At 55.4% G+C, this 24,198-nt stretch carries 26 protein-coding genes; 11 read left to right on the top strand and 15 right to left on the bottom strand.

Annotation, left to right across the window (positions count from 1 at the left end):
* Window positions 1–11 precede the first annotated feature (11 nt).
* From AC0QHF_RS25355 to pgeF, 3 genes are all read right to left on the bottom strand, one after another.
* Window positions 12–605, bottom strand: a complete 594-nt coding sequence (locus tag AC0QHF_RS25355; protein WP_324707049.1) for a hypothetical protein — start codon at window positions 603–605, stop codon at window positions 12–14.
* A 60-nt stretch (window positions 606–665) separates the two neighbouring features.
* Window positions 666–1,274: a CPP1-like family protein gene (locus tag AC0QHF_RS25350; protein WP_324707048.1), complete on the bottom strand. Its 609-nt coding sequence runs from the start codon at window positions 1,272–1,274 to the stop codon at window positions 666–668.
* 250 nt (window positions 1,275–1,524) lie between these two features.
* A complete protein-coding gene (gene pgeF / locus AC0QHF_RS25345) occupies window positions 1,525–2,316 on the bottom strand; it encodes a peptidoglycan editing factor PgeF (protein ID WP_324707047.1) in 792 nt (263 codons plus the stop codon).
* 127 nt (window positions 2,317–2,443) lie between these two features.
* Here pgeF and AC0QHF_RS25340 point away from each other — a divergent pair, with 127 nt between their 5' ends.
* Together AC0QHF_RS25340 and AC0QHF_RS25335 are read left to right on the top strand one after the other, a co-directional pair.
* The gene (locus AC0QHF_RS25340) at window positions 2,444–3,268 is read left to right on the top strand and encodes a biotin--[acetyl-CoA-carboxylase] ligase (RefSeq protein ID WP_324707046.1); all 825 of its coding nucleotides are present in this window, start codon (window positions 2,444–2,446) and stop codon (window positions 3,266–3,268) included.
* 136 nt (window positions 3,269–3,404) lie between these two features.
* A complete protein-coding gene (locus tag AC0QHF_RS25335; RefSeq protein ID WP_324707045.1) occupies window positions 3,405–5,039 on the top strand; it encodes a M23 family metallopeptidase in 1,635 nt (544 codons plus the stop codon).
* Between the two features lie 388 nt (window positions 5,040–5,427).
* Here AC0QHF_RS25335 and AC0QHF_RS25330 read toward each other — a convergent pair whose 3' ends face one another.
* Window positions 5,428–6,099, bottom strand: coding sequence for a riboflavin synthase (locus tag AC0QHF_RS25330; protein ID WP_324707044.1), 672 nt, complete (start codon window positions 6,097–6,099; stop codon window positions 5,428–5,430).
* Between the two features lie 491 nt (window positions 6,100–6,590).
* On the opposite strand from AC0QHF_RS25330, the gene AC0QHF_RS25325 reads away from it, so the two are divergent.
* Window positions 6,591–7,097 (top strand): bifunctional nuclease family protein, encoded by a 507-nt coding sequence (locus AC0QHF_RS25325; protein ID WP_324707043.1) that lies wholly within the window; start codon window positions 6,591–6,593, stop codon window positions 7,095–7,097.
* 68 nt (window positions 7,098–7,165) lie between these two features.
* The gene (locus AC0QHF_RS25320; RefSeq protein WP_324707042.1) at window positions 7,166–8,290 is read left to right on the top strand and encodes an aldo/keto reductase; all 1,125 of its coding nucleotides are present in this window, start codon (window positions 7,166–7,168) and stop codon (window positions 8,288–8,290) included.
* 372 nt (window positions 8,291–8,662) lie between these two features.
* Here the strand turns inward: AC0QHF_RS25320 and AC0QHF_RS25315 are convergent, their stop codons facing one another.
* Together AC0QHF_RS25315 and AC0QHF_RS25310 are read right to left on the bottom strand one after the other, a co-directional pair.
* On the bottom strand, window positions 8,663–8,938 hold the full coding sequence (locus AC0QHF_RS25315) for a hypothetical protein (RefSeq protein ID WP_324707041.1): 276 nt from the start codon (window positions 8,936–8,938) through the stop codon (window positions 8,663–8,665).
* The gene (locus tag AC0QHF_RS25310; protein WP_324707040.1) at window positions 8,916–9,104 is read right to left on the bottom strand and encodes a hypothetical protein; all 189 of its coding nucleotides are present in this window, start codon (window positions 9,102–9,104) and stop codon (window positions 8,916–8,918) included. Before AC0QHF_RS25310 ends, AC0QHF_RS25315 begins: the two co-directional genes overlap by 23 nt.
* A gap of 102 nt (window positions 9,105–9,206) precedes the next feature.
* Here AC0QHF_RS25310 and AC0QHF_RS25305 point away from each other — a divergent pair, with 102 nt between their 5' ends.
* The 3 genes from AC0QHF_RS25305 to AC0QHF_RS25295 all read left to right on the top strand — a co-directional run bounded on the left by AC0QHF_RS25305 (window position 9,207) and on the right by AC0QHF_RS25295 (window position 11,258).
* Window positions 9,207–9,635 carry a Uma2 family endonuclease gene (locus AC0QHF_RS25305; protein WP_324707039.1) on the top strand — a complete coding sequence of 143 codons (429 nt, stop codon included), beginning with the start codon at window positions 9,207–9,209 and terminating at the stop codon, window positions 9,633–9,635.
* A gap of 403 nt (window positions 9,636–10,038) precedes the next feature.
* On the top strand, window positions 10,039–11,016 hold the full coding sequence (locus tag AC0QHF_RS25300; protein ID WP_324707038.1) for a C69 family dipeptidase: 978 nt from the start codon (window positions 10,039–10,041) through the stop codon (window positions 11,014–11,016).
* Window positions 11,017–11,054: 38 nt separating this feature from the next.
* Window positions 11,055–11,258 (top strand): hypothetical protein, encoded by a 204-nt coding sequence (locus tag AC0QHF_RS25295; protein WP_324707037.1) that lies wholly within the window; start codon window positions 11,055–11,057, stop codon window positions 11,256–11,258.
* Window positions 11,259–11,720: 462 nt separating this feature from the next.
* Here the strand turns inward: AC0QHF_RS25295 and AC0QHF_RS25290 are convergent, their stop codons facing one another.
* The 7 genes from AC0QHF_RS25290 to AC0QHF_RS25260 all read right to left on the bottom strand — a co-directional run bounded on the left by AC0QHF_RS25290 (window position 11,721) and on the right by AC0QHF_RS25260 (window position 18,823).
* Window positions 11,721–12,263, bottom strand: coding sequence for a cytochrome C (locus AC0QHF_RS25290; RefSeq protein WP_324707036.1), 543 nt, complete (start codon window positions 12,261–12,263; stop codon window positions 11,721–11,723).
* A gap of 26 nt (window positions 12,264–12,289) precedes the next feature.
* Window positions 12,290–13,201 carry an MBL fold metallo-hydrolase gene (locus AC0QHF_RS25285; RefSeq protein ID WP_375341466.1) on the bottom strand — a complete coding sequence of 304 codons (912 nt, stop codon included), beginning with the start codon at window positions 13,199–13,201 and terminating at the stop codon, window positions 12,290–12,292.
* A gap of 122 nt (window positions 13,202–13,323) precedes the next feature.
* Window positions 13,324–13,716 (bottom strand): aspartate 1-decarboxylase, encoded by a 393-nt coding sequence (panD, locus tag AC0QHF_RS25280; protein WP_324707034.1) that lies wholly within the window; start codon window positions 13,714–13,716, stop codon window positions 13,324–13,326.
* A 90-nt stretch (window positions 13,717–13,806) separates the two neighbouring features.
* Window positions 13,807–14,319: an inorganic diphosphatase gene (locus tag AC0QHF_RS25275; protein WP_324707033.1), complete on the bottom strand. Its 513-nt coding sequence runs from the start codon at window positions 14,317–14,319 to the stop codon at window positions 13,807–13,809.
* Between the two features lie 120 nt (window positions 14,320–14,439).
* Window positions 14,440–14,640, bottom strand: coding sequence for a TLTLP motif-containing protein (locus tag AC0QHF_RS25270; protein ID WP_324707032.1), 201 nt, complete (start codon window positions 14,638–14,640; stop codon window positions 14,440–14,442).
* Between the two features lie 115 nt (window positions 14,641–14,755).
* Window positions 14,756–15,316, bottom strand: coding sequence for a hypothetical protein (locus AC0QHF_RS25265; protein WP_324707031.1), 561 nt, complete (start codon window positions 15,314–15,316; stop codon window positions 14,756–14,758).
* Window positions 15,317–15,760: 444 nt separating this feature from the next.
* On the bottom strand, window positions 15,761–18,823 hold the full coding sequence (locus AC0QHF_RS25260; protein WP_324707030.1) for a GAF domain-containing protein: 3,063 nt from the start codon (window positions 18,821–18,823) through the stop codon (window positions 15,761–15,763).
* A gap of 223 nt (window positions 18,824–19,046) precedes the next feature.
* On the opposite strand from AC0QHF_RS25260, the gene AC0QHF_RS25255 reads away from it, so the two are divergent.
* The 3 genes from AC0QHF_RS25255 to AC0QHF_RS25245 all read left to right on the top strand — a co-directional run bounded on the left by AC0QHF_RS25255 (window position 19,047) and on the right by AC0QHF_RS25245 (window position 21,975).
* The gene (locus AC0QHF_RS25255) at window positions 19,047–19,349 is read left to right on the top strand and encodes a hypothetical protein (RefSeq protein WP_324707029.1); all 303 of its coding nucleotides are present in this window, start codon (window positions 19,047–19,049) and stop codon (window positions 19,347–19,349) included.
* Window positions 19,350–19,419: 70 nt separating this feature from the next.
* Window positions 19,420–20,100 (top strand): Crp/Fnr family transcriptional regulator, encoded by a 681-nt coding sequence (locus AC0QHF_RS25250; RefSeq protein WP_324707028.1) that lies wholly within the window; start codon window positions 19,420–19,422, stop codon window positions 20,098–20,100.
* A gap of 72 nt (window positions 20,101–20,172) precedes the next feature.
* Window positions 20,173–21,975: a M61 family metallopeptidase gene (locus tag AC0QHF_RS25245; protein WP_324707093.1), complete on the top strand. Its 1,803-nt coding sequence runs from the start codon at window positions 20,173–20,175 to the stop codon at window positions 21,973–21,975.
* Between the two features lie 258 nt (window positions 21,976–22,233).
* On the opposite strand, the gene AC0QHF_RS25240 is transcribed toward AC0QHF_RS25245, so the two are convergent.
* Window positions 22,234–23,001: a peroxiredoxin-like family protein gene (locus AC0QHF_RS25240; protein ID WP_324707027.1), complete on the bottom strand. Its 768-nt coding sequence runs from the start codon at window positions 22,999–23,001 to the stop codon at window positions 22,234–22,236.
* 275 nt (window positions 23,002–23,276) lie between these two features.
* Between AC0QHF_RS25240 and AC0QHF_RS25235 the strand changes: the two genes are divergently transcribed.
* Window positions 23,277–23,525, top strand: a complete 249-nt coding sequence (locus AC0QHF_RS25235; protein ID WP_324707026.1) for a DUF433 domain-containing protein — start codon at window positions 23,277–23,279, stop codon at window positions 23,523–23,525.
* 122 nt (window positions 23,526–23,647) lie between these two features.
* On the opposite strand, the gene AC0QHF_RS25230 is transcribed toward AC0QHF_RS25235, so the two are convergent.
* Window positions 23,648–23,818 (bottom strand): type II toxin-antitoxin system HicB family antitoxin, encoded by a 171-nt coding sequence (locus AC0QHF_RS25230; RefSeq protein WP_324707025.1) that lies wholly within the window; start codon window positions 23,816–23,818, stop codon window positions 23,648–23,650.
* Between the last annotated feature and the right edge of the window lie 380 nt (window positions 23,819–24,198).

Raw genomic sequence — 24,198 nt, 5'->3', positions numbered from 1 at the left:
CCTCCGCTTCCTCACTGCTCCGGGATGCCGTCGAAGGGTTTAAAATCCCGGAGGCGAAACCCGCCGGACTTGAGTTGCACGTCGCAGGAGAGGGGGGCCGTCTGGAAATCGCAGGAATAATAGCCCAACAGCTCACCCGAGGGGCCGCACACGCGCAGGTCATATCCGTAGTCCCGGGCGGCGTCGGCAAAATGGTTGACGAATACGTATTGGTCGAGATAGCTTTTTTGATTCCAGGACGGGCGATCGACGACCAAGGTCACGAATCGCTCCAGGTAGACGTCGGGGAGGAGGCGGGTCAACTTCTCTTCCACGAACCAATGTTTGAGGGTTTTCCCCCCGTAGCGCTCCTGGGCTAACCAAAGGTTGGGGATGCTCAGTCCCGTCTGGGAGAGGGGGGGATTCGGCAGGACGGCGTTATCCGGAAAACAGGGTTTGGCACTTTTGGCGATGTTGAGGTTGGGGGACGGCACGCTCTGCGATCGCACGGGGACACTCCACCCCCCGACGGCCGCGAGGCAACCAAGGAGCAGCGACCCCGCCCTGAGTCCCGGAGACTGGCGCCGACGGGGAAAAGCCGTGACCACCCGAGGCACAAAGCCCATCGGTCGGGGGCAAAAAAAGAAATTGAATCGTCCGGAAACCGCCACAGTCGGACCGGTGTCCTACCGCAGGAAGGCGCTCGTCAACCAGAGGACGATGAGCGTCACCAGCGTGATAAATCGCTCCACCGAGATGGCACCGGCTATCGAAGTGAGGGCACTTCCCAGGATCAGGCCCAAAATCAACCCGCCCACCGTCAACAGGACGGCTCGGCCGAACTTGTTCTCTTTGCGGTTGAGGAAATAGAGGGCACCGGCCACTCCCAGGGCGAGGGGAAGTTGCAGCAGGGACACGTTCATCCCCGGGTACAGGCTCACAGCGCCCAGGCCCAGGTAAATGAGCGAAGGCCAGAGCAACTCTGAACGGCTCGGGGTGTCGAGCAGTTGGGTGAGCCAGGTGGTCTTGGGACTACTTTGGGCTTTGACTTCTTTCGGTGGGGCTTTGGCAGTGGGTTCGGGGGGGAAACGGATGCCTTCGGGAACTTTAATTTTCCCCTCCTGGCGCATTTTGAGACGGTCCATGAGAATCGCATCGTAGGCGGCTTCGATGGATTCTAGAACCCGGCGCTCGCCGCTGTACTGTTGTCTGAGGCGATCGCGGGCATCCTGGATTTCGTCAAAGGATGCATCGATCGCGACCCCAAGCTGTTCATAGGGACTTTGCTCGCTCATCGCACTTTATCAACTGCAATCTAGTCTCTTTTGTCAGCCCGCCCCTCGTTGCCGGACAATCGAGGGTGGGTTTCAAGTTTCGCAAGCCATCCCTCCACTGACCGAGATCAACGGTGGTTGGGCTTTGGGTTTTTACATTATACTTGGCTGCGCCGCGATCGGGGCGTCCCCCAATCTCCGGGAAAGGGGGTGACGCCCGACTTTTGGGGCACACGCTTAAAGCTTAACTCAATCTCCGTCGGAAGTGGGGCTATCCGGGGGATGAATTGACGATTCCCGACCACTGGACGGACTTGAGGCGATCGCGCCGGTAGGAAAAAAACAACTCCGGCTGGCTGTAGGTGCAGTGGGAGGAGACGGCCACCTGATCCGGACCCAACCCCAGGCGTTCCAGTTGCAGGGCGTTGAACCGGCGGACGTCCGCCCGGGCGCGGTCGGGTTCCGGGTCCGGCAGCAGGGGCGGGTTCGGCAGGTGGTAGAGGGGGTCCCAAATCTCCGCCAGGGAAGTCGCCGTGTCGGTGAGCAGCAGGGTAGCCGCCAATTGCACCGCCACGTCCTTCGACACCTGATAAACCTTGCCCGAAATCGCCGGACCCATCGCCACCCGCAGATCGGGGATCTGGCTCCCCTGCTGTTTAAATTGTGCGATCGCCTCCGGTAAAATTTTGGCGGCGGTCCCCCGCCACCCGGCGTGCACGGCCGCCACCCGCCCCGTCACCCCGTCCCCGATCAGCACCGGCACGCAGTCCGCGCTGGCCACCCAGACGGATTCCAGGGGTTTGTGGCTCAGTAGGCCGTCGGCCTCGGCGAGGGGGGTTTCGGCCCCGGAAGAGAGGGGAGCCACCTGGGTGGTCTTCAACACTTCGTTGCCGTGAACCTGTCTGGTGCGGTAAGCCGGGGCACCCGGTTGCAGGACTTCCACCAGATCGGCCGGGGAGCCCGGGCCGAAGTGTCTCGAAAAAAAACCGTGTCGCCACGGGCTTAAAATACTACAGGTCAGGTAGGGCAATCCCTGCCACTCCTGCCAAGTCCAGATGTGCATGGGGGATGTCGGTCTCGCCAGTCAGCCCTTCCCATGTTAGATCAGATTCGATTTTTGACCGCCAGTCTGGGTTTCAAGCCTCGCCCTTTCAGGGCGACTTGATTCCCCATTCCCCATTCCCGAGTCTATGAACCGCGATCGCATCCTCGCCGCCTTACAAACCTTGCAAACGAGCGCTTCCGATTCTTTACATCCCGTCAATATTTTAACGTTCGATACCCTCGCTTCCACCAATCAAACCCTGTGGGAACTCCTCGCCTCGGGGGCGCCGCCGGGAACCGCCGTCATCGCGGCCCGACAGACGGCGGGGCGGGGCCAGTGGGGGCGGCGGTGGGAGTCCGACCCGGGGGGGCTGTATCTGTCCCACGCCGTCGCCCCGGACATCCCGGCGGGGGAGCAGGCCGGGTTGACCCAGTGTAGCGCCTGGGGGATCGCCGTGGCATTGCGCGATCGCGGGATTCCCGTCGTTCTCAAATGGCCCAACGACCTGCTCCTGACAGAACGGAAATTGGGTGGTATCCTGACAGAAACAAAAGTTAAAAATGGGCGCATCAATCAAGCCGTCATCGGCGTCGGCTTGAACTGGAGCAACCCCGTCCCCCCCACGGGCATCAACCTTGAGGATTTTTTCACCGACCATCCGACATCGCCGGGGGTCAACTCCGTCGAACTGTTAGCCGCCCTCGTCCTGTGGGGCATTCAACTGGGGTTCCGGCAATGGAGACAACTCGGAACGGATGGGTTCGGGTCTGCTTACCGGAAACTGCTCGGCGACATCGGACGTCGGGTCATGGCGGGCGGACGGCCCGGGACGGTCGTCGGCGTGACGGCCGCGGGGGAATTGAGGGTGCGACTCGAAGCCGATCGCCCCGGGACGATCGGGTCGGAAATTGCTCTGGCTCCCGGTACAATAAGACTCGGCTACGGCGACAACGCCGAAGCTCGGCAATAGAAAACAGCCGACAGGCAACGGAACAAGCTTTTCAATCGGCGATCGGGCGGCGATTGCTGCCGTCGAACCGGCTCTCCCCTTCAGACGGACTGATTTTTTTCAAACCTGCCCAATTTATCTTCCTGGTTGTGAGGAAATGACCGAATCCAATTACTCTAATCCCAATTTGACACCCGAAAACCGTGCCGTCTCGTCGAACCGCCTTCCCCGGCGTTCCCTGGCGCTGGGATTGAGCTTCCTGGGGGTACTCGGTGCGATCGCCAACCGAGCGATCGCCTACGAAGAATTTTCCATCCCCCTCGATACCGGGGCATCCGAACCCGCGACCACCTACACCCCTGAGCCGGAACCCGCCAAAACCTGGGAACCGGCCCCCCAGGAATCCTATATGGAACCGGAACCCTACTACGAACCGGCCCCCCAGGAATCCTATGTGGAACCGGAACCCTACTACGAACCGGCCCCCCAGGAATCCTATGTGGAACCGGAACCCTACTACGAACCCCCGGTTCAGGAATCCTACGCGGAACCGGAACCCTACTACGAACCCCCGGCCGTTGACAATTCCGGTTACTCCATCACACCGCCAGAAAAACCCATCGAGCTGCCACAGAAGCAGTTCGCCTCACCAGAGCCCGCACCCAATGCCAATTTAAATAACGCGGCCGGGAGTCCCGCCAATAGCTTCATCGACCCCACCGACTACAGCATCGGGGCAACCGACAGTTACCAGGCCCCCGACGCGGTAATTTTCTCCGATCGCTCCACGGGATGCCAAACCGCTGTCGGAGTGGGCGAAAACGTTTCCGGACTGTGCGCCCCCCCCGCCACTCCCCCCGCCTACCAAGCCGACGGCAAACCCATCTACGCCACCGGGGGGCCTGGAACCTCCGGGGCACCTGGCGCGATCGGTCGCACCGGGGGAATCGGCCGGACCGGGGGAACCCAACCCACCTATGGCGGCGGCCATTCCACCTGGCAACAATATCCAGCCGCCGCCAATAGCGGTTGGACCGGGGATTATTCCTACCAAGTTCCGGTGGCGGGATTAGGACCCGTTCCCGTCGGCCCGGTGAGCTTCAGTTCCATGACCAACTCCGGCATGGCCTACTACAACCGCACCATGCGTCCCCCCAAAGTCCCCGGCAACGGAGATACCAGCCTGCTGTTCCCCCTCAGCATCCCCGCCCCGATCACATCTTTATTCGGCTGGCGGCAGCACCCCATTTTGGGTTCGGGCCGCTTCCACACCGGCATCGACTTCGGGGCGGACACCGGCACCCCCGTCGTCGCCTCCTATTCCGGCCAAGTGACCCTAGCCGACTGGCTGGGAGGATACGGGTTGTCGGTGGTGCTCAACCACGAGCAGAAATCCAAAGAAACCCTCTACGCTCACCTGTCGGAATTATTCGTCAAACCCGGAGAATTTGTCAGTCAGGGGGACGTGATCGGACGGGTGGGCAATACGGGCCTGTCCACCGGACCGCACCTGCACTTTGAATTGCGGAAATTGACCGATCAGGGCTGGGTGGCCCTCGATCCGAAATTGGAGGTCGAATTCGCCCTCTCCCAACTGATCAACACCCTGCGAGTCACCGAAGTGCCCTCGGATGACTTTATCGCCACCCTCCCGGAAAAAACGATGAGCCTGGAAACCGGCTTGCCCCAACTCCCCCCCCTCCCACCGGGAATGGATATCGTCGTCCCCAATATCGAGCCCCCGACTCTCAATTTTGGGTTCAAAGAGAATGTGGAAAAAGCCCAGCAGTAGGCCCGGCCGTTTCATTTTCCGCAGAAAAATGGCAGGGGGAGCGGAGGGGGCGACCGGGAGCAGGGAGAGCAGGGGGAGCAGAGGGAGATGTTTCGGAATGACCCGGTATTTTTGACCGAAAAAAACCCTTGTCCCTGTCTCCCATAAACGGTTTTCCTCGTCATCTTCGACAATCTTTAGCCGAGAATGAAACAGCCCTGCAGCAGTGGGTATAGCGCTGCGCGCGGTCTTCGGCAGTCGGTATTAGGGAGTCGGGAACTGAAACTGCTTTTCTATAAGGGTTTGAAGATTTCCGATCCCATTTCAACTGTAACCACGCGAGCGCTCGTTGCTCTAAAAAAATAAATTAACAATTATTAATTGTTAATTATTAATTGTTAATTGTTAATTATCCAAACCCGTGTTCGGCGAGAAATTCGGGGGTGATGTCTGTGGGCGAACCGGGGTGGTTGCCGAGGAATTTGGCGACGTATTTGCCGAGGATGTCGGCTTCGAGGTTGACGGGACTGCCCGGTTGCAGGTGGCGGAGGTTGGTGGATTCGTAGCTGTGGGGGATGACAGCGACTTGAAACCAGCGGCCGCCGCGATCGCAATTCGCAATGGTTAGACTGACGCCATTGACGGCGATACTACCTTTGGGGACGAGATAGGGGGCGATCTGTTGATGCCAGAAGGGGGAGGTGCTCGGGGCGACGAAGCGCATTTCCCAGGAATTTCCGGTGGATACTGCGAAGTCCAAACAGCCGATCGCATCGACGTGGCCCGTCACGAAATGTCCCCCCAACTTGCTCCCGGCCCGCAGGGAGGTTTCCAAATTGGCGTAAGCTTGCAAATTTTCCCCCAACGTGGTACGGCTCAGGGTTTCGGGGGAGGCCGTCGCCACGAAGCCCTCCGGGAGGATTTCCACCACCGTCAGACACACCCCGTCCACGGCGACGCTATCGCCGATCGCCAGATCGGTCAAAATTGCATCTGAATCCCCCGCCGCGCAGGCAATCCCGAAGCGATCGTCCCCCAGGGGTTCGACGGTTCCCAAGGCTTGAATTAATCCGGTGAACATGGCATTTTTCCCGTATGCGATTAAAGTTTGATTAAGAAATATAGCGCTGTGCGAGCCGCGTAGTTAAACACCGGATGGGTGAGAATTCTCAATCCCCCGACTCCCTCATACCGACTCCCGTTTCTAGACCTTGTAACTACACGATCGCGCACTGCTATATTTTCCGAGCCACCCCCGTCGGGTGACGCGACCCCCAGCATCGATGCCCGTTTTGCCTTTGGTGAGCTAGAATCGCCCTTGATACCTTGTCAAATCCGGTCTATTTCCGCCTTGCCCGTTCTAGCTCCCCGCCGTTGTATGCCGGGACATCTCACGCCCTGCGATCGCCCCCCGCCCGCCGGCTACCGCCCCCACTCGATCCCCCCCTCTCAAGGAATTCGGGACAAATCCGCTGTCAATTCCAGTCGAAATCGAGGCATACTGGAAATCAGGATGTCTGTCTGCAGGTCTACCGAGTCGTTTGCTTACCGTATTTTATCGAGGCTGAACCGATGATTGAAATGAAAGTCGCCGGAATCGCACTAGATGCTACCACCCGCAGTCCCATCGTTTTGCTCAGGGACGCGACGGAGCGACGAGCCTTGCCCATCTTTATCGGTCAGGATCAAGCAAAATCCATAATTGGCGCCCTCGAAAATCATAAACCTCCCCGACCCCTCACTCACGATCTTTTCGTCAACTTCATCGAAACCTGGGATATGGTTCTGGAGCGGATCGTGATCCACTCCCTCCAAGACAATACATTCTATGCGGTCTTGGTCGTCCGTCAAGGAGAGATGAAAAAGGAGATCGACGCCCGTCCGTCCGATGCAATTTCCATTGCCCTCCGCACGGACAGCCCGATCTGGGTCATGGAAGAGGTGATCGCCGATGCTTCGATTCCCGTCGATCGCGATGCCGACGAAGCCGAACGGCGGGCGTTCCGAGAATTTGTCGCCAACCTCAGTCCCGAAGAACTGATTCGACGGGCTGATGTCCGCAAAGATGAAGCCCAATAGGCGGTGAAATCGTCCGATCCCCGTTCCGTCCCGGAGCGACAACCTGATCGCCCCATTCTTGGAGTCCCATGCATTACCGGCGGTTTGGCAAAACCAATTTGAACCTGTCCGTTTTTTCTCTGGGAACGATGCGGTTCTTGGCATCTCCCGAAAATGCCCGCAACACTTTGGAACGGGCTATTTTAATGGGGATCAACCACATCGAAACCGCCCAAGGCTACGGAAAGAGCGAAGAATACCTGGGTGCGGCTTTGAAGGCGGGTTTGCCCGCGGCCAGATCGCCACTTCACATCACCACCAAGATCCCCCCGACGCCCGATCCGGATACTTTAGAACGGGCGATCGACGATTCCCTGGCGCGGCTGAACCTGGATGTTCTGGACGGGTTGGCTATCCACGGCATCAATACCGCTGAACATCTCGAACGGGCGATCGCGGGAATGTCAGGTATTGATCGGGCGATCGCGGACGGACGGGTGCGGCACCTCGGCTTTTCCACCCACGCCCCCCTGGAGGTAATTTTAAACGCCATCCGAACCGATCGCTTCGAGTTTATCAACCTCCACTATTACTATTTTTTCCGACGCAACGCCCCCGCGATCGCCCGGGCCCACGAAAAGGATATGGGCATTTTCATTATTTCCCCGGCGGACAAGGGGGGACGACTCTACACCCCGCCCCCCAAACTGGCCGAACTCTGCCGCCCCTTTTCTCCCCTGGAACTCAACTATCGGTTTCTGTTGGGCGATCGTCGCATCGGAACCCTCAGCGTCGGACCCGCCAGCCCGCCAGAATTGGATTTACCGCTGCGGGTGTGCGACAGTGACCTCCCCCTCACGGATGCCGAACGAACCGCCTTAGAACGCCTGGAAACGGCTTTAGAAACGACGTTAGGAACCGACACCTGCCGACAGTGTTACGAATGTCTGCCCTGTCCGGAAGTGATCAATATCCCGGAAGTGTTGCGGCTGCGAAATCTGGCGATCGCCTACGATATGGTGGAATTCGGAAAATACCGCTACGGTATGTTTGAGAATGCCGGACATTGGTTTCCCGGAAGACGCGGCGATCGCTGTACGGACTGCGGCGACTGCCTGCCCCGATGCCCCGAAAATCTCGACATCCCCCGCCTGCTGCGGGACACCCACGAACGACTCGGGGGGCGAACCGGACGGCGGCTGTGGGAATCTTAATAAAGTCGGGAATCAATCAACAGTGTCATCTGTGAAATCCCATTCATCCGCGTTCGGAATGGGGAATGATATCAAGAACGAAAGCCCTAAAATCGACTATATATGTCGGCACACTTTCCCATTCTTTAATCATCGGTCAAGTCGGGGGATTTGTCAATCGGAAATCTTGAAAATTTGGGGGGATTTTGCGATCGCATTTTCCCCAACCCACAAAATTACCATTTTGTCAAGCCCCCCTCCCGGGGGACTCGGAAAATTGGTGCGTCGCAGTGTTTCGATTTTTCCAAAAAATCCGAATTTTTCACGAAATAATCGGGGTTTGAGCCTCTATTTTGGCGAGTAGACACGAGAACCCCTTGGGAGGCGTTTCCTCTATCCTACCAGAACCCCCATTCTGCCGTCAAGTCTTTGAGAACAATTTTCAGTCAAAATTTTATTATTTTCTGAAAAAATTTTGTAAATTAAAATAATTTCGACAGTTTGATTAGCACAGCTTATATAAACAGTTGATTTGCCCACATCACCTGTGAATCCAGTCGGGTAGGCATCGCCCACAACAACCAACCCAGACAATCCAGTAGAAGCAACCCTCTCCGGTTGCCATAATATCCCTTTAAAACAATTCTTAACCCCCCTTTTTTGACTCATCTGAATTCAAGGAACGTTCAAAAAATGCGATCGCCAATTTCTCCAGTTCGGCTTCTGAAACTTTGCCCTTAAACCGGGTTTGGGCGACTTCCAGACAGTGGGCGAAGAGGTCGGCATATTGATTAATCAGTTCCCGCTTTTTCGTCAAATCCGTATCACCAGACATTTGCATATTTTCTGTACTGATTGTTTTGCTTAATTGCTGATTTAGCCTTTTAAATACAGAAAGAATTACGGCAGTATTTATCATCAGTAAAATCGCAAATGTATGACGGATATGAAAGCCCAGGTGGATGCGGCTAATCGTTTCTTTTATCCCGATGTGATGGTGACGTGCGATGATCGCGATCGCGAATTGAATACCTTTAAAAAATATCCCTGTTTAATTGTCGAAGTTTTATCCAAGAAAACCGAGGGATTTGATCGCGGCGATAAATTCGCCGACTATCGGAAACTGAAAACCTTGCAAGAATATGTTGTGATCGATCAAACCAAAAAGCGGGCGGACTGTTTTCAACGTCAATCCGATGGAGTTTGGAGGGTAAAATTCTACACGCCAGACGAGGAAATTCAGTTTCAAAGCATCGATTTTCGGATCAGCTTTGATGCACTGTATGAAGATGTCGTTTTTACCGATACGGAAAATCGAGAGAGTCCGAATAGGGCGGGCGAGAAAAGTGAGGGGCGATCAACATAATGATCGAATCCAAAAATTTGCTTTTTACAACTCCCTGATTTCGATCAGAAACCATGGAGATTGCAATCAATCCTCTCTCTGTGTTTCTCTGTGTCTCTGTGGTTAAAAAATCGAGCTTAATTAATGCGTTATCGTACAACTGGCGATCGCATTGTTAGCCCTCGAACGCTGGACGCAATCCGATACACCGATATGATAGGGCATCGTCACCACGGTAGAGGATTGGCGGTTCGGTATTTTCCACCGCCAAGATCGCTACATCCAGCCCGATCCCAAACGCTATCTCGTCCCAGAAGAGTTGACACCATGACTCGAAATTTTGATAGGTATTTTCGGCGAAAAGGATTGATTTTTCTGGAAGTTTTTGATATCATAATTGACAGAGTGTGGCTCAGATCAGACCATGTGCGATACTTTCGTTGCTCTGCCGGATGCGACCCCCGACGGTCACGTTATTTTCGGAAAAAATAGCGATCGCCCCGCCGGAGAACTGCAAGATGCGATCGCCCTCCCCAGAATGTATTATCCCCCCGGCGATCGTCTGCGGTGTACTTATATCGAAATCCCCCAAGTCGAGAAAACCCTCGCCGTCATCCTCTCCAAACCGCGATGGATGTGGGGGGCGGAAATGGGTGCCAATGAGTGCGGGGTTGTTATCGGCAACGAAGCCGTTTGGACGACGGAACCCTATCGCAGCGATGGGTTATTGGGAATGGATTTAGTGCGGTTAGGATTGGAACGGGGCGAGACGGCGAAAGCCGCTTTAGACTGTATGATCGAGCTTTTGAATCACTACGGACAGGGGGGAAACTGTGCCGAAGCGTTCCCGATGAATTATCACAATTCTTTTCTGATTGCCGATGCCACGGAAGCCTGGGTATTGGAAACGGCGGGAGAATTTTGGATTGCCGAACGAGTCACCCACGGGACGCGATCGATTTCCAACAATCTCAGTATCCGAACGGCGGGAAATTTGCGACATCCCGGAGTCGTTGATCGCGCGATCGCGATGGGATTATGTGAGGGAATAAAAGATTTCGATTTTGCCCGCATTTTCTCGGAAGGGGGATTTTACGAAGCATCTCCCAACTCGCGGGAAAGTCGCGTCCGGACGCTGTGTCGGCGCCGTGAGGGAGAATTTACCATCGATGTGGCGAAGGCTATTTTGAGAGAACACGAAGGCAATATTTGTATGCACGGAGCGTTTGAGAGTGCCGGAAGCCAGATTTCAAGCCTGTCTCGGCGGGGATGCGAGCACTGGTTCATCGATCGCCCCCACCCCTGTTGTCGCGAATACGAGAAAAAGGAATTCTGCTTTCGTGCGGTGGCTTCCGGCGAAAAATCTGTCTCTGGGGGGTCGTTTTCCGGCCGAGAGCCGTGAGAGACTCGAAAAAGAGTCGAATAATTGGAGTCAAAAATATGATCGGCGGAAAATTTGGCAAACAAGAATCCCTGCAAATTATAGCCCACAGCATGGAGCAGGTGGCGAAAGAACTGCGTGGGATGAATAACAAGTTGGAAAACATCGAAACCCTGCTCGACAAACGCCTCCCCAAACCCGAAGAGAAAGACGGAATTACTTGGGTTGCGGGAGAACCCATCAACCGTCCGAACAAGTCTTGAAGTGGGGAGTGGGGAAAGTGAAGAGTGAAAAATGAAAAATGATATCATGTCCGCAACAATCGTTTTTATAAAAATGATTTCTGTCATTCAATACAGGCCGGATGCCCGTGCTACCCAACTGTTATATCATATAAAATCCGCTCGATCACCAGAAATAAATCCAAACCGTCAATCGGCTCAAACTCCTGATATACGGCGATATGGGTTGATATGAAGCTGTTGGCGATCGACAGGACTTGATATGATTTTTGCTAATATCGCAAGTATCGCGCTCGTGTGTTTATATCCAACCCGTTTTGTTGCGAGTATTCAACCGGATTTAAGATGAGGTGTGTTTTTTTGATCGAACAGACTCTGCAATCCTCTGAATATGATTTGAGCTGTTAGCTGGAAAATTGATTTCCCAGGGGTTCGGGCATTGAACTTGTCGCGATCGTTGCTACAATTATCAATGATCAATTATCAATGATCAATTCTTTCCCATTGTGCACTCAAACTGCGAAAATCGTAATCCGAGGCGCCGGGATGGCAGGTCTGGCAGTTATTGAGGGTGATGGGTTTGGAAAATTCCACCTGGGGATGCAGGGCTTTGAAAAAGCGCGATCGCTCGATCCGGTAGGGGATGCGTTCCTCGTTGACGCTCATTGACCGGGAAAAGGTGCGGAGATAGTTCCAGATCAGGAGCCTGGGGGGGTCGATGAGGGGGTCGATTTGGACGCCGTAATGATCGGTATCTTGGAGGATTTGCTGCCAGGTCTGTCGGGGCAGGACTTGTGGCGGGATAGGGATGTGGCAGGTGGCGCAGTTTTCCAGGTAGAGTTCCTGGCCGAGTTGATATTGTGGCGGGACCCAATCGACCGTTCCAATTGAGGTGTTGGGAGTTTGAGTGGTGCCACGGGAAGTGATGCCGACGGCGAGGCAGACGGCAATCAGGATGCAGAAGCATCGCAGCAGTAGGGACCGTCGCCGCGATCGCTGCGGGTGGGAGAATTTGGAATCAAACATCGGTGGAGGGGGCATTGATCGCCGCCCTAGTCTAACGTGAGGATCATACCTTCTCGGGCGACCATTCCGCTGGGGAAATGGGCTTGGACTTGGGTTTCGATCGCATCGAGAAAGTCGTCGTCGTGGGAGGGGTCGTGCTGGTACATGACGACCTGCTTCACCCCGGCTTTTTTAGCCACCTCCACCCCCACTTCCCAGGTGGAGTGTCCCCAGCCGAGTTTCGGGGACTCGCGGTCGTGGTATTCCTCGTTGGTGTAGGTGGCGTCGTAGATCAGCAGGTCGGCATCGCGGGCCAGGTGGAGGACATTTTCATCGAAGCGATCGAGAAAGTGCTCGGTGTCGCTGCAGTAGACGGCGGTGCGGCCTTCCCAGGTGACGCGGTAGCCGATGGCGACGTTGGGATGGTTGAGGGGGGCCGTCTCGATTTTGATTCCCCCGTCCAGGGCGATCGCGTCGCCGGGGACGATATCGTAAAATTTCATATCCGATTGCATGACGTGCATCGGGACGGGGAAGTTGGGGTGTACCATCTGGTCGGAGAGGCGTTCTTTGATGGTCGTCCCGTCGGGAGCGATCGCCCCGTAGATGTGAAAGCGGTTGATGGGAATAAAGGCGGGCACGAAAAACGGAAACCCCTGGATGTGGTCCCAGTGGGTGTGGGAAAAGAAGACGCGGGCTTCGACGGGCATCTGCTTGAGCAAGTCCAGGCCCAAAACCCGCAATCCCGTCCCCCCATCAAAAATTAAGCGCTGGTTCCCGAGGCGCATTTCCACGCAGGAGGTGTTGCCTCCGTATCGGATCGTTTGGCGGCCCGGGGTGGGAACGCTCCCCCTCACGCCCCAAAACTGCACGCAAAATTCCGGAGAACTGGAATTGTCATTCATCGTGTTTTCGTTGGAAATCTGGGGATTCCGAGCGGGCGGATCTGAAACTGACATCTTGGTTGACGGCGGACGTTTTACAGTAGGTGAAAGACTTGAGACTTGAGACCGAACCTTCTGGGATCGTTAAGTTCCGATCGACCGATCGTCTAGAATTGCACCGCAGTTTCCAGAATTGCTTAAGCCCAAGTTAGTGTCTCACTAGGATTATTGTAGCCCCGAATTTCAACGACCCGGTTATTTTCATCCACCAGAACCACCGTGGGCCGGTGGGTTGAGATTTCTTCCGGCGTCAGTTGGGCGTAGGCCATCACGATCAGGCGGTCCCCCGGCATGGCCAGACGGGCCGCGGCGCCGTTGAGTTGGATCTCGCCCGAGTGAGCCGGGGCCGGAATGACGTAGGTGATCAGTCGTTCCCCGTTGGTGGTGTTGACCACCTGCACCTGTTCGTGAACGAGAATTCCGGCCGCATCGAGCAAATGTTGGTCGATGCTGATGCTGCCGACGTAGTTCAGGTTGGCTTCCGTCAAGGTACAGTTATGGATTTTAGCGGACAACAGGGTGCGGTGCATATTGTAAATTCAAAGGATCGCCGATTTGAGAATCCGCCCGCCGGAAGGCGGGGGATTGGGGGGTTACGGACGTTTTGTCCTGAAATCCAGTTATTTTGAACCGGCTTTGATGCAGGTTTCGACGAGGGGTTTCACTTGGTCCACGTCTTTCCAGCCGAGAATTTCGGTGGCTTTTTTCTCGAGGTTTTTGTAGGTTCGGAAAAATTCGGCAATTTCGTCGAGCCGGTGGGGGGCGACGTCTTTCAGGGACTTGACCTCGGCGTAGCGGGGATCTTTGGCGGGGACGCAGAGAATTTTTTCGTCGCGATCGCCGCCGTCGATCATTTCCAGCATCCCGATGGGGCGGGCGGCAATTACGCACCCGGGGAAGGTGGGCTGGTCCATCATCACCATACCGTCAAGGGGGTCGCCGTCGTCGGCGAGGGTGTTGGGGACGAAGCCGTAGTCGAAGGGGTACTCGACGGAGGCGTACAGCACGCGGTCGAGGGCGAAGGCCTGCAGGTCTTTGTCGAATTCGTATTTATTTTTGCTCCCGCCCGGAATCTCGATCAAAATGTTGAGCAATCCGGGTTTGGGTTCGGGGGGAATCAGCGATAGATCCATCTGAGTCGTTCTCCAAGCTTGTGTTGGGTTGGGGGGAAACCGGGCGCGAGTTGGCGGGTTTCCCCCTATAAGATTCTAGGCGCGATCGCACGATCCTCCAACCCATTCTCGACTTTTGCTTCAGGGGGGCGAGGGGCGATCGCGCAGCGTCCGGATCGAATAGGAGGTCGGTTGCAGCGTTTCGACCTGGCTCGGCGAGTAGCGCGCGATCGCCAGCAGGGGGAAGATGAGTGTTACGAGGGCGATAACCGTCCCAACCAAATCTGCAAATCGGTGGGTCGAACTGCCAGGCGAACTGACAGGTTGACTGTCTGATTCCATATTTAAAATTTTTGCACGGAGGATGCGAAGTCGGACTGAGAGAGAACAATCGCTCCCGCATTATATCACACCCGATCGCCAACGCCAAAGCGATCGGCATCCCGCACCCGCCCGATTATTTCTGTCGCAAATCGTTGTACTGGGTTTGCGCCACGTCCAGCAGGGTCAGCACTTGCTGCCAGCCCGGGTTGCCGGCCTCGGTGCTGTTGCCCCATTCCGCCTTCAACTGTTCGCGCAACTGGTCGAACCGGGTATTGACATCCGTCGCGCCCTTGCGATCGTGGGATTCCCCCGGGCCGTCCGATCCCTCGTCGCCATTTTCCAGGGCTTCCTGGATATCTTGGGCGGTCTCGGCTAGGCTGAGGGCGCGGTGGGCGATATTTTCGGGCAGTTTGGGGCGGTCCGAGAGGGCGATGCGGGACAATTCCAACAGAAACTGCCGCACCTGTTCGAGCCAGTCTTGCTGTGTTCCCCGCCAGTTGGCGCCAGCGGCGGGGGAGGTGGCGACTTGGTCTTGGATCGCCTGGGCCTGTCGGGCCAGGGGGAGGGCGGAGGTGGAAACTGCGGTCGGCAATGTGGGGATGTCCGCCAGAGATGCCCGGGCAACTTGGATCAACAGGTCGTTCACCTGTTCGATCCATCTGCGGTCGGAGGATGGAGAGTTCAACTCAGTCATTTTCAACGCAAACTTCGAGATCGAATACAACAGGGGCGGGGTGGAACCGATCGCCCGGGAATCCCGAGAGCGACGCGATCGCAAGGCGTCGTCGCCCCGAGGTCGTTTCCGTGCCCCGGTGGGAGGACTCCGGAAGCCGCATCTGCCCCCGAGTACCCCCCCCGGCCGAATCAACAGAAACCGGCAAAGTCGTGGAGTGCGGCCGCGCGCGCCCGTCCCATCCAGTTCGGTTCATCAGTTCTCATACAGATTTCTGATGACTGAATGACAAAAATCGTTTTTAGAAAAACGATTTGAGCGGACATGATATCAAAGTGAGGGTCGGGTGGGGCGAAGACTTCGAGAGGTCAACCGAACAGACCGAGGGGCGCGATTCGGCGAGTTTTGGACTCGAAGCCGTGACTGACAAGGGGCTCTCAGAGAAGAGAAATCCCTGACCGGGGACTACTTTTCCGTGAGCTTCCAAACACCGTCCCAGGTTTCACTCGGGGGCTTTGTGGTCTCATACAGTATACACCGATCCACATGAAGTTTCGCCGCTTTATTTTGCGGGTCGAGCTTCAAAACTTCCAAAAATTCGTGTTTAGCTTCCCGGAAGGCATCTTTCGCCGTGGCAGCAAATCGTTTCCGGCACAGGTCGATGAGTTTCCGCAGCTTCGGAAGTGAGAGTTCTGCGGCTTCGTCGGCCAACATTTGCTGAGTTTCCGGGCGGCCGGCGAAGTGTTGCACTTTGGCGGCCAGCAACTTTTTCGCCTCCCGGGGGGTGAGGGTTTTGACGGCCTCCAGAATCCGATCCCAAATTTCGTCCGGCGGGGCCAACCGCGCCTCGGCCAGGGACAGCCGTCGCAGGGTATTTTCGCCGAGAATGGCTTCCAAGTCCTTGAGGGGCAGTTCTTCCAACATTTGGCCGAGCAGTTCGCGATCGCTGTAGGAGAGCTTTTTCAACTGGCTTTCGGACAGGGTTTCCAACTCCTCCAACAGGGGGACGAGGTCGGCGTCGGCCAGCTTGTCCTTAGCCGGTTTCAGGTAAAATTCCCGGCCCCGGTGATAGTGGTCGATGATCTGCTGCTGTTCCTCGGAGATGGGGCGGGCGAGTTTCCCGGACCGGATGCCCACCAATTCGTAAATCCGCACCGGCTGACTCTTGCCCTTGACGGTGATGAAGTCGAGTTCCCGGACGACCAGGCGGCTGGCGTAGGGGTGGTAAGTATTTTCGCTGATGATAATATCGGTTCCGTACTGCTTGCTGGTGCCTTCCAGGCGGGAGGCGAGGTTCACCCCGTCCCCGATGGAGGTCAATTCCATGCGCTTGCTGGAGCCGATATTGCCGCTCACCACCTCGTCCGAGTGCAGGCCCATGCCAATTTTGATCGGCATCAACCCCTGAGAAACCCGGTGTTGGTTGAACTCGGCCAGCCGGTGGCGCATCTCCACGGCGGCCTGCAGGGCCATCCAGGGGTGGTCTTCCAGGGGGGCCGGCGACCCGAACACGGCCATCAGGGCGTCGCCGATGTACTTGTCGAGGGTGCCGTGGTAGTTGAGGACCGTATCCACCATCTCCTCGAAATACTCGTTGAGCATGGTGACGACTTCTTCGGCCTGCAGCTTTTCGGTGAGGGTGGTGTAGCTGCGGATGTCGCTGAACAGGACGGTGACGTGCTTGCGGGTCCCCCCCAGTTTGATCTCGCCGCTGGCCAGGAGGGATTCGGCGACGGCGGGGGTCATGTAGCGGTAGATCAAGTTTTTGACTTCTTTTTCGCCGCTGATATCTTCCATGACCACCAGGGCGCCGCTGACCTTTTCGGGGTCGCTGATGTCGGACATGGAGTTGATGGAGAGGTTGATGCTCTGGGGGTCTTCGGAGGCTCCGGACAGGAGGGTTTGGTCGGGGTAGTATTGCTGGCGGTCTTTGGATTCTTTGGGCTGCAGGGCCAGGTCGAACCAGCGGGCGAAGTCGCCGTCCTTGAGGTGGATCAGATCCCGCACCGAGGGGCGCTGTCCCACGTCGGCTTCCGTGAGGCCGAGCAGTTGCATGGCGCATTCGTTGGTGGCGATCATGCGGCCTTCGCGATCGGCGGAGATGACGCCGTTGGTGAGGCTGCGGAGGATGTCTTTTTGGCGCTGTTCCTGCTCTTTGACTTTTTGGAACAGTTTGGCGTTCTGGAGGGCGATCCCGGCTTGGATGTTGAAGGCCCGCATGAATTCCAGGTCGTTTTTATTGAAGCTGGCTTTCCACTGCTCGGGGGGATCGGGCCAGGTGGCGGGGTCGTAGGGGGGATACTCGCCCTGTTTTTTCTTGTTGATCAGTTGGGTGACGCCGATGAGTTGGTCGTCGGCGTTGTAGACGGGCATACACAGCAGGCTGCAGGTGCGGTAGCCGGTTTTTTGGTCGGTTTTTCGGGACTGTTCCGATCGCGGGTCGTTGTAGACGTCGAAGGGGATGAGCAGGGGTTCGTGGCTTTCGGCGACGATGCCGGCGAAACCGGCGGTGCGGGGGATGCGAATTTCGGTGAGTTCCCCGTTGATGGGGATTTTCGTCCACAGTTCCCCCGCCTCTTCGTCGAGGAGCCACAGGGTGGAGCGGTCGGCGTTCATCAGTTCTTTCGCCTGCCCCATGACGTTGGTGAGGGTGTCTTGCAGGTCGAGGCTGCTCTTGCTCAGGGCGTTGACCGCGTTCATGAGGGCGGAGGCGGCCCGCTGGCGCTGGGTGGCTGAATAGAAGGATTTGGAGGACTCCAAAATCAACCGGATGGAGGGGGCGAATTCGTCGAAGAGTTGTTCGTCTTTGCGGGTAAATCCTTCGCGATCGACTTTTTCGGACAGCGGGGTGGCCGGATCGATGTCCGGCTTGAGTTTGTTGAGCAGTTGGACGACGGCCACCAGCTCCCCGCTGTCGTTGTTGAGCAGCGGCATGGCGATCATGGTGTAGGTGCGATAGCCATTTTTTTCGTCGAATTTTTTGGCCGCGGCCGATCGCGGGTCGTCGTAGAAGTCGTAGGGGATGTTGACGATTTCCTTTTCGGTGGCGACTTCTCCGGCGATGCCGGCCCCGGCCGGAATTCGCAGTTCCAGGGGTTGTCCGTCTTCCCCTTTGGCGACGATCGACCACAGTTCGTGTTTCTCCTCGTCCATCAGCCAGATCGTGGTGCGATCGGCGTTCAGCAGTTCCCCGGTTTTGAACGTGATCGAGGAGAGCATTTCGTTGAGGATCGCTTCAAACCCCTGGGCGTCGAGCAGGTTGTCGAGCATCGAGAGGGTTTGATTGACAGTTTTCAGCTTTTCCTCGACATCTTTGACGGCTTCGACAAATGTTTCTTTTTTCAGGGGAGCCAACAGGTTGGAAAAACTGCCGCCGCGACGGGCCAAGCCTGAAGATGATGGGGGGACGACATCGGGGGTTTCACCCCCCATGCGCCGGATGGGACGGCGGGGGTGGGTCGAGTTACCGCCCTCTCCGGCGATGATATCGACATCGACCGTGACGGAGACGGCAGGATTTTGAGGCATCGAATTGTTTGGAGATGCAGAGTTCATAAACCTTTACCAAACAGGCTGGAACTGTGGTCGTGTTGGGGACTATCGGTTTGGGAGCGTCGAGATGCGATGGTCGGCTTGCGGAAAGTCTGCAAAATTTTAATAACTTTTGCCGAGCTGACGGCGAATGGCGGCCGACGGCTCGATTCGCAAAGGAGGTTGCACTTAATTATAAGTGTTGCACTCGCCTTGGTAAATGTCTGTTATAGTTTGTACCAATTTAGCCGGGGAGGGGGATTTTTATCCGTTTGCCGGAGCGGCAGATGGAGATCGGTGGCGGTGGGGGACGACAGGGGCGACGGCGGGCCGGGTTTTGATACAATCGGTGCAACCCGAGGTTGCCGATCGCGCTAGTATAATTAAAATGCCCGACCGCAACAGCGGTCTGGAGAAGGCGGCGCGGGAGGTTCACTCGGACACCGGGTCTGGATTCCCAGGGATTGACGGCCGGCTGACCGCATCGTTTCCCCGCCCATCGGTGTCAACCGGATCTCTTTGAGAGCCATCCGGAACCTTGCGGTTCCCGGGGGAGCGTGTCAACATCAATATTTGGACTGTAGCGAATTCTCATGCAGACTGAAGCTTTTAGTGAGCTTTTTCCCCTTTTTAAAGGGGCGAACCCAGAAACTCTGGAATGGCTGTTGTCCGTCGCCGTGAAGCACGAGTATCCGGCAGATCGGGCGGTCGTGATGGAAGATGCTTGGGGAAACGCGGTCTATTTTATCGTTTCCGGCTGGGTCAAGGTGCGGCGCCTGTCGGGGGATAATGTCGTCACCCTGGCGATTTTGGGGCGGGGCGATTTTTTCGGCGAGATGGCGATTTTGGACGAGTCCCCGCGATCAAATGACGTGATCGCCCTGTCCGCTGTGCGCCTGATCAGCGTCTCGGCGCAGCGGTTCATCCAAACCCTGTTCAAAGATCCACAACTGCACCATCGAATGCTGCAACTGATGGTGCGACGCCTGCGCCAAACCAACCAGCGCTACCAGATCCGCCACCGCCCCCCGGCGGTGAAATTGGCCAATACCCTGGTGGAGTTGGCCGAAAATTACGGCCAGTTGACGGAAAAGGGGACTGACATCTTCAACATTCCTGAACAGGATCTGGCCGACGTCACTGACATCAGTTTGGAGGAGACGAGCAAAATTATGGAGAAGCTCCACAGCAAGGGCTGGATCAATATCGATCCGGAACGGCAGGCGATCCATTTGCTCAACCTCAAACACCTGAATCAGTTGGCGAATCAGTAGATGGGTCTTCCCGTCGCCTTCGGGGGGCGGTTGTGCGGGTCGGGTGCGATGTTGTCACTTTACACCATCCTGATGAGAGAAGCCATTCAAACCCCACCGCGCCATTCTCGTGCTCCCATTCCCGCCCTACATTATCGGGTTTCGATGCCCCAACCGGAGTCCCACCTGTTCGAGGTGCGCTTGGACTTGTCGCGCCCAAATCTGTGCGGAACGGCCCCGGAGTCGTCGGTGATCGATTTGAAAATGCCGGTCTGGACGCCGGGATCGTACCTGGTGCGGGAATATGCCCGACATTTGCAGAATTTTCGGGTTTGCGATCGCTCTGGCCAATCCCTGCCTTGGATGAAGGTGAGCAAAAATCATTGGCGCGTCGAGGCGGGGGACGCGGAAACTGTCACGGTGACTTATCGCATCTACGCCAACGAGTTGACGGTGCGAACCAACCACCTGGACGGAACCCACGGCTATTTCAACGGGGCGGCGATGTTTTTCTACGTCCCGGGGGCGGAAAAACAGCCGATCCGGGTAGCGATCGCACCGCCGCGAAATTGGGTCGTGACGACGAGTTTGCCGGCCGTTGCGGGTACAGAAAATACCTTTGAAGCGACGGATTTCGATACCCTGGTGGACAGTCCCTTCGAGATCGGCACCCACGAAATTTATGATTTTGAAGTGCGCCAAAAACCCCACCAACTGGCGATCTGGGGTCGGGGAAATGCCCAACCCGATCGCCTGCTCCGGGATATGGAGAAAATCATCGAGGTGGAGGCGGACTTGTTCGGCGGACTCCCCTACGATCGCTATTTATTTTTGCTGCATTTGTCGGGGCAGGGTTACGGCGGCTTGGAGCACAAAGATTCCTGTTCTTTGAATTATCCCCGTTTCGGACTGCGCGATCGCGATAAATACAACCGCTTCATGCAGTTGGTCGCCCACGAATTTTTCCACCTGTGGAACGTCAAACGTCTCCGCCCCAAAGAGCTGGAAGTTTTCAACTACGAGGGGGAATGTTACACCCCGTCCCTGTGGTTTTGCGAGGGGACGACGAGTTATTACGATCTGGCGATTCCGTTCCGGGCGGGTATTTTCAATGTCAAAACGTTTTTCAAGGGGTTGAGCAAAGATATTTCCCGGTTCCAAACCACGCCGGGGCGGCTGGTGCAGCCGTTGAGCGAGTCGAGTTGGGACGCTTGGATCAAGTTGTATCGCCGGGATGCCTACAGCGACAATAATCAAATTTCCTACTATTTGAAAGGGGAATTGGTGTCGTTTTTGCTGGATCTGCTGATTCGGAATGGGAGCAACAATCGGCGATCGCTCGATGACGTGATGGTGCACCTGTGGGAGAAATTCGGCAAGGACGAAATCGGCTATACGGAGGCTGAGTTGCGGGAAGCGATCGCGTCGGTGGCGGAAACGAATTTGGACGAGTTTTTCGACCTTTATGTTGACGGGTTGGAAGAATTGCCTTTTGATGAATATTTGCAGCCTTTCGGTTTACAATTGAAAGCGGAAAATGGGAATGATACGCCGGATTTGGGTTTGAAATTGGCGGCGGAAAATGGGAAGGCGATCGTCAAGTTTGTGGAGGCCGGAAGCGGCGGCGAGTCGGCGGGAATTGACGCGGGAGATGAGATTTTGGCGTTGAACGGTTTCCGGATTACTGCTGAAACTTGGGGCGATCGGCTCAAGGATTTTGAGGCGGGGGATATGGTGGAATTGACGTTTTTCCACCAAGATGAATTGCAAACCCGTCGGGCGACTCTGGCGTCTCCCCGTCCCACCAGTTACCGGATCGCTTCTGTGGCGGAACCGACGCCGGAACAGGAGCGAAATTTCAGTGCTTGGCTGGGGTGTCCTTTTGTGAAGTTGTAGATATTTCGTTTTTGTTGAGTTGAAATTGATGGGCAACCGGGGACGGTTGCCCCCACGTTTTTGTTGAGTTGAAATTGATGGGCAACCGGGGACGGTTGCCCCCACAGCAAAGATTTCATTAGAGATCTTTTATAGCAGTAGGCATTTAGGTTAGGACAGATCCTCTCTCTGTGTTCTCTGTGCCTCTGTGGTGAAAATTCAAAACTGTCCCAACGTATTCCCGTAGTGCCATAATATCAAATCCGATTGAATGCCGGATCATATCGATAAAAATGATAGGGGATAACTCATGTTTTCGGCGAAACCGAGGATGCCGCGATCGCGGTATTCGTAGAGTAAGTTTCCTGGGTTGTCAAATAAGAAGGTTCCGCCCCGCTGGGTCATGTAAACTGGGTTGGGGACGTAGGTTTTCCAGTGTCCGAGGACTTCGGTCATGTTCCGCAGTCGCAGGGTGGCGAGCTCGAAGGGTCGTTGAAAGCCTTCGCCGCCGGCGAGGTTGAAAAATGAGCCTTTGAAGGCGGGTAAGGGTTTGGCTTTTACGACTTCTTTTTCGCCGAATAATTGGGGGGCGTCGCGATCGCCTCTGTAACCCCGAAACACTTCCGCCAGGGTTCCGGGACTGCCGATCCCCGCACACATCAACATCAGGTTTGCCCAGGCATTTTGACCGGGGGAAAGGAGGGGCAATTTGAAGGATAATCCGGAGTAGAGTTCCAATTGTCGGTGGAGTTCGGCTGTGGGATCGACAAATAGCCATTCGGGGGGAAATTCGGTGTATTCGCAAAATTTCAGTCCGGAGTCGCGATCGCCGATTCCGACGGCCCGAATGGTGATTCCTTGGGAGCGAATTTTTTCGGCTTCTCGCTGTAGCCACCAGGCATATTCGAGGCTGTCAAAATCCCCCAGTTGCGGCCAGATTAACATGAGGATGCGATCGCCCGATTCGCAGCCGGTTAAAATGGGGAGGGTGGCGCGATCGCTGACTCGCTGGCGTCGGGTTTGACTGAGGATGGTGTAAGGATTCATGGCGGCTTCGGGGGTCAGTTGACGGGGAATATTTTACTATATTTTGGGTGTCACCACAGAGGTACAGAGGACGCAGAGAGGGAGGGTTAAGAGTTGGAACCGTAGGGGTGACAGTGATGGGTGTAAAGTATAATAGATTCTGAGGTTCAATTGAGCTGTCCCGTCAGATCGTGATAATTGTTTGTATTTGACGACAGTCGATTGAACTGAATCTCAAAATTTCCAACTTTTCTCTATTACCAATGAATACAAAACTCGTCGAATCTTTGGTTCAAATGGTCGAATCGCTGTCCGCAGAAGATTATGCCTTGTTTCAACAAAAATTGACCGGCAGAATCATTCAAAAAACTGCGGGTGTTTGTGGGGGAAACGCCCGAATTCGCAATACCCGCATTCCGGTTTGGACAATTATTTCTTTACAAAATCAAGGGGCGGGCGATGGAGAAATCTTGGAAAATTTTCCGATATTGACTCCATTTGACTTGATAGCGGCAAGGATATATTATCAAAACAACGTTTTATAAATTGATCGAGAAATTGGCGAATCTGACGCTTGATAACCTGTTTCGCTGTCAATCGGGGTGCTTTTGGCGACATGATAATTTTTCTACAGCGCCAGTTTCACGACTTCTTTGGTATTGCCGGTTTATAAAAACTCATCCGGAATGGGTTCTAACATGAGATTGATGGCATCTTTTAAATTAGCGATCGCCTCGTCTTTCGTTTCCCCGAAGGATGAGACAAAATTCAGTTCGGGACAGGTTGCCGAATAAGCTTGGCATTCTTCATCCCATTCGATAATCGCTCGAATCATCATGGCTTTGACAGTAATTTTATGGTCGATTACTTCCCATCGTATTATATCATGATCCCTGAAAAATTATTGACGGTCAGTTTCCTTCACCAAGAAATTATCGATTTCGTCAATTAAACATCTGATACTCTGACTCGGAGTTGCTCGAAATCGGTTTTAATTGACAGCCCGCTTGGGAATCAATTCCCAAGCTCATAGCACAAATCCTCTAAAGAGGATTGGGGAGGCGATGCGGGCAAATAACCGGAGCTAATATTATAGCAACTACTAAGGCGATGAGGACACAATTACCGAAGCCGAGTCCACTTGAGTGGACTTTTGCTATCAGCCTTGAAATTCATTTCCGTGGCAGCTCAATATTTATCTTTTCAATATCCCAATTC

The organism is Lyngbya sp. CCY1209 (assembly GCF_055795065.1).
This window is presented reverse-complemented; position numbering and strand designations above follow the sequence as displayed.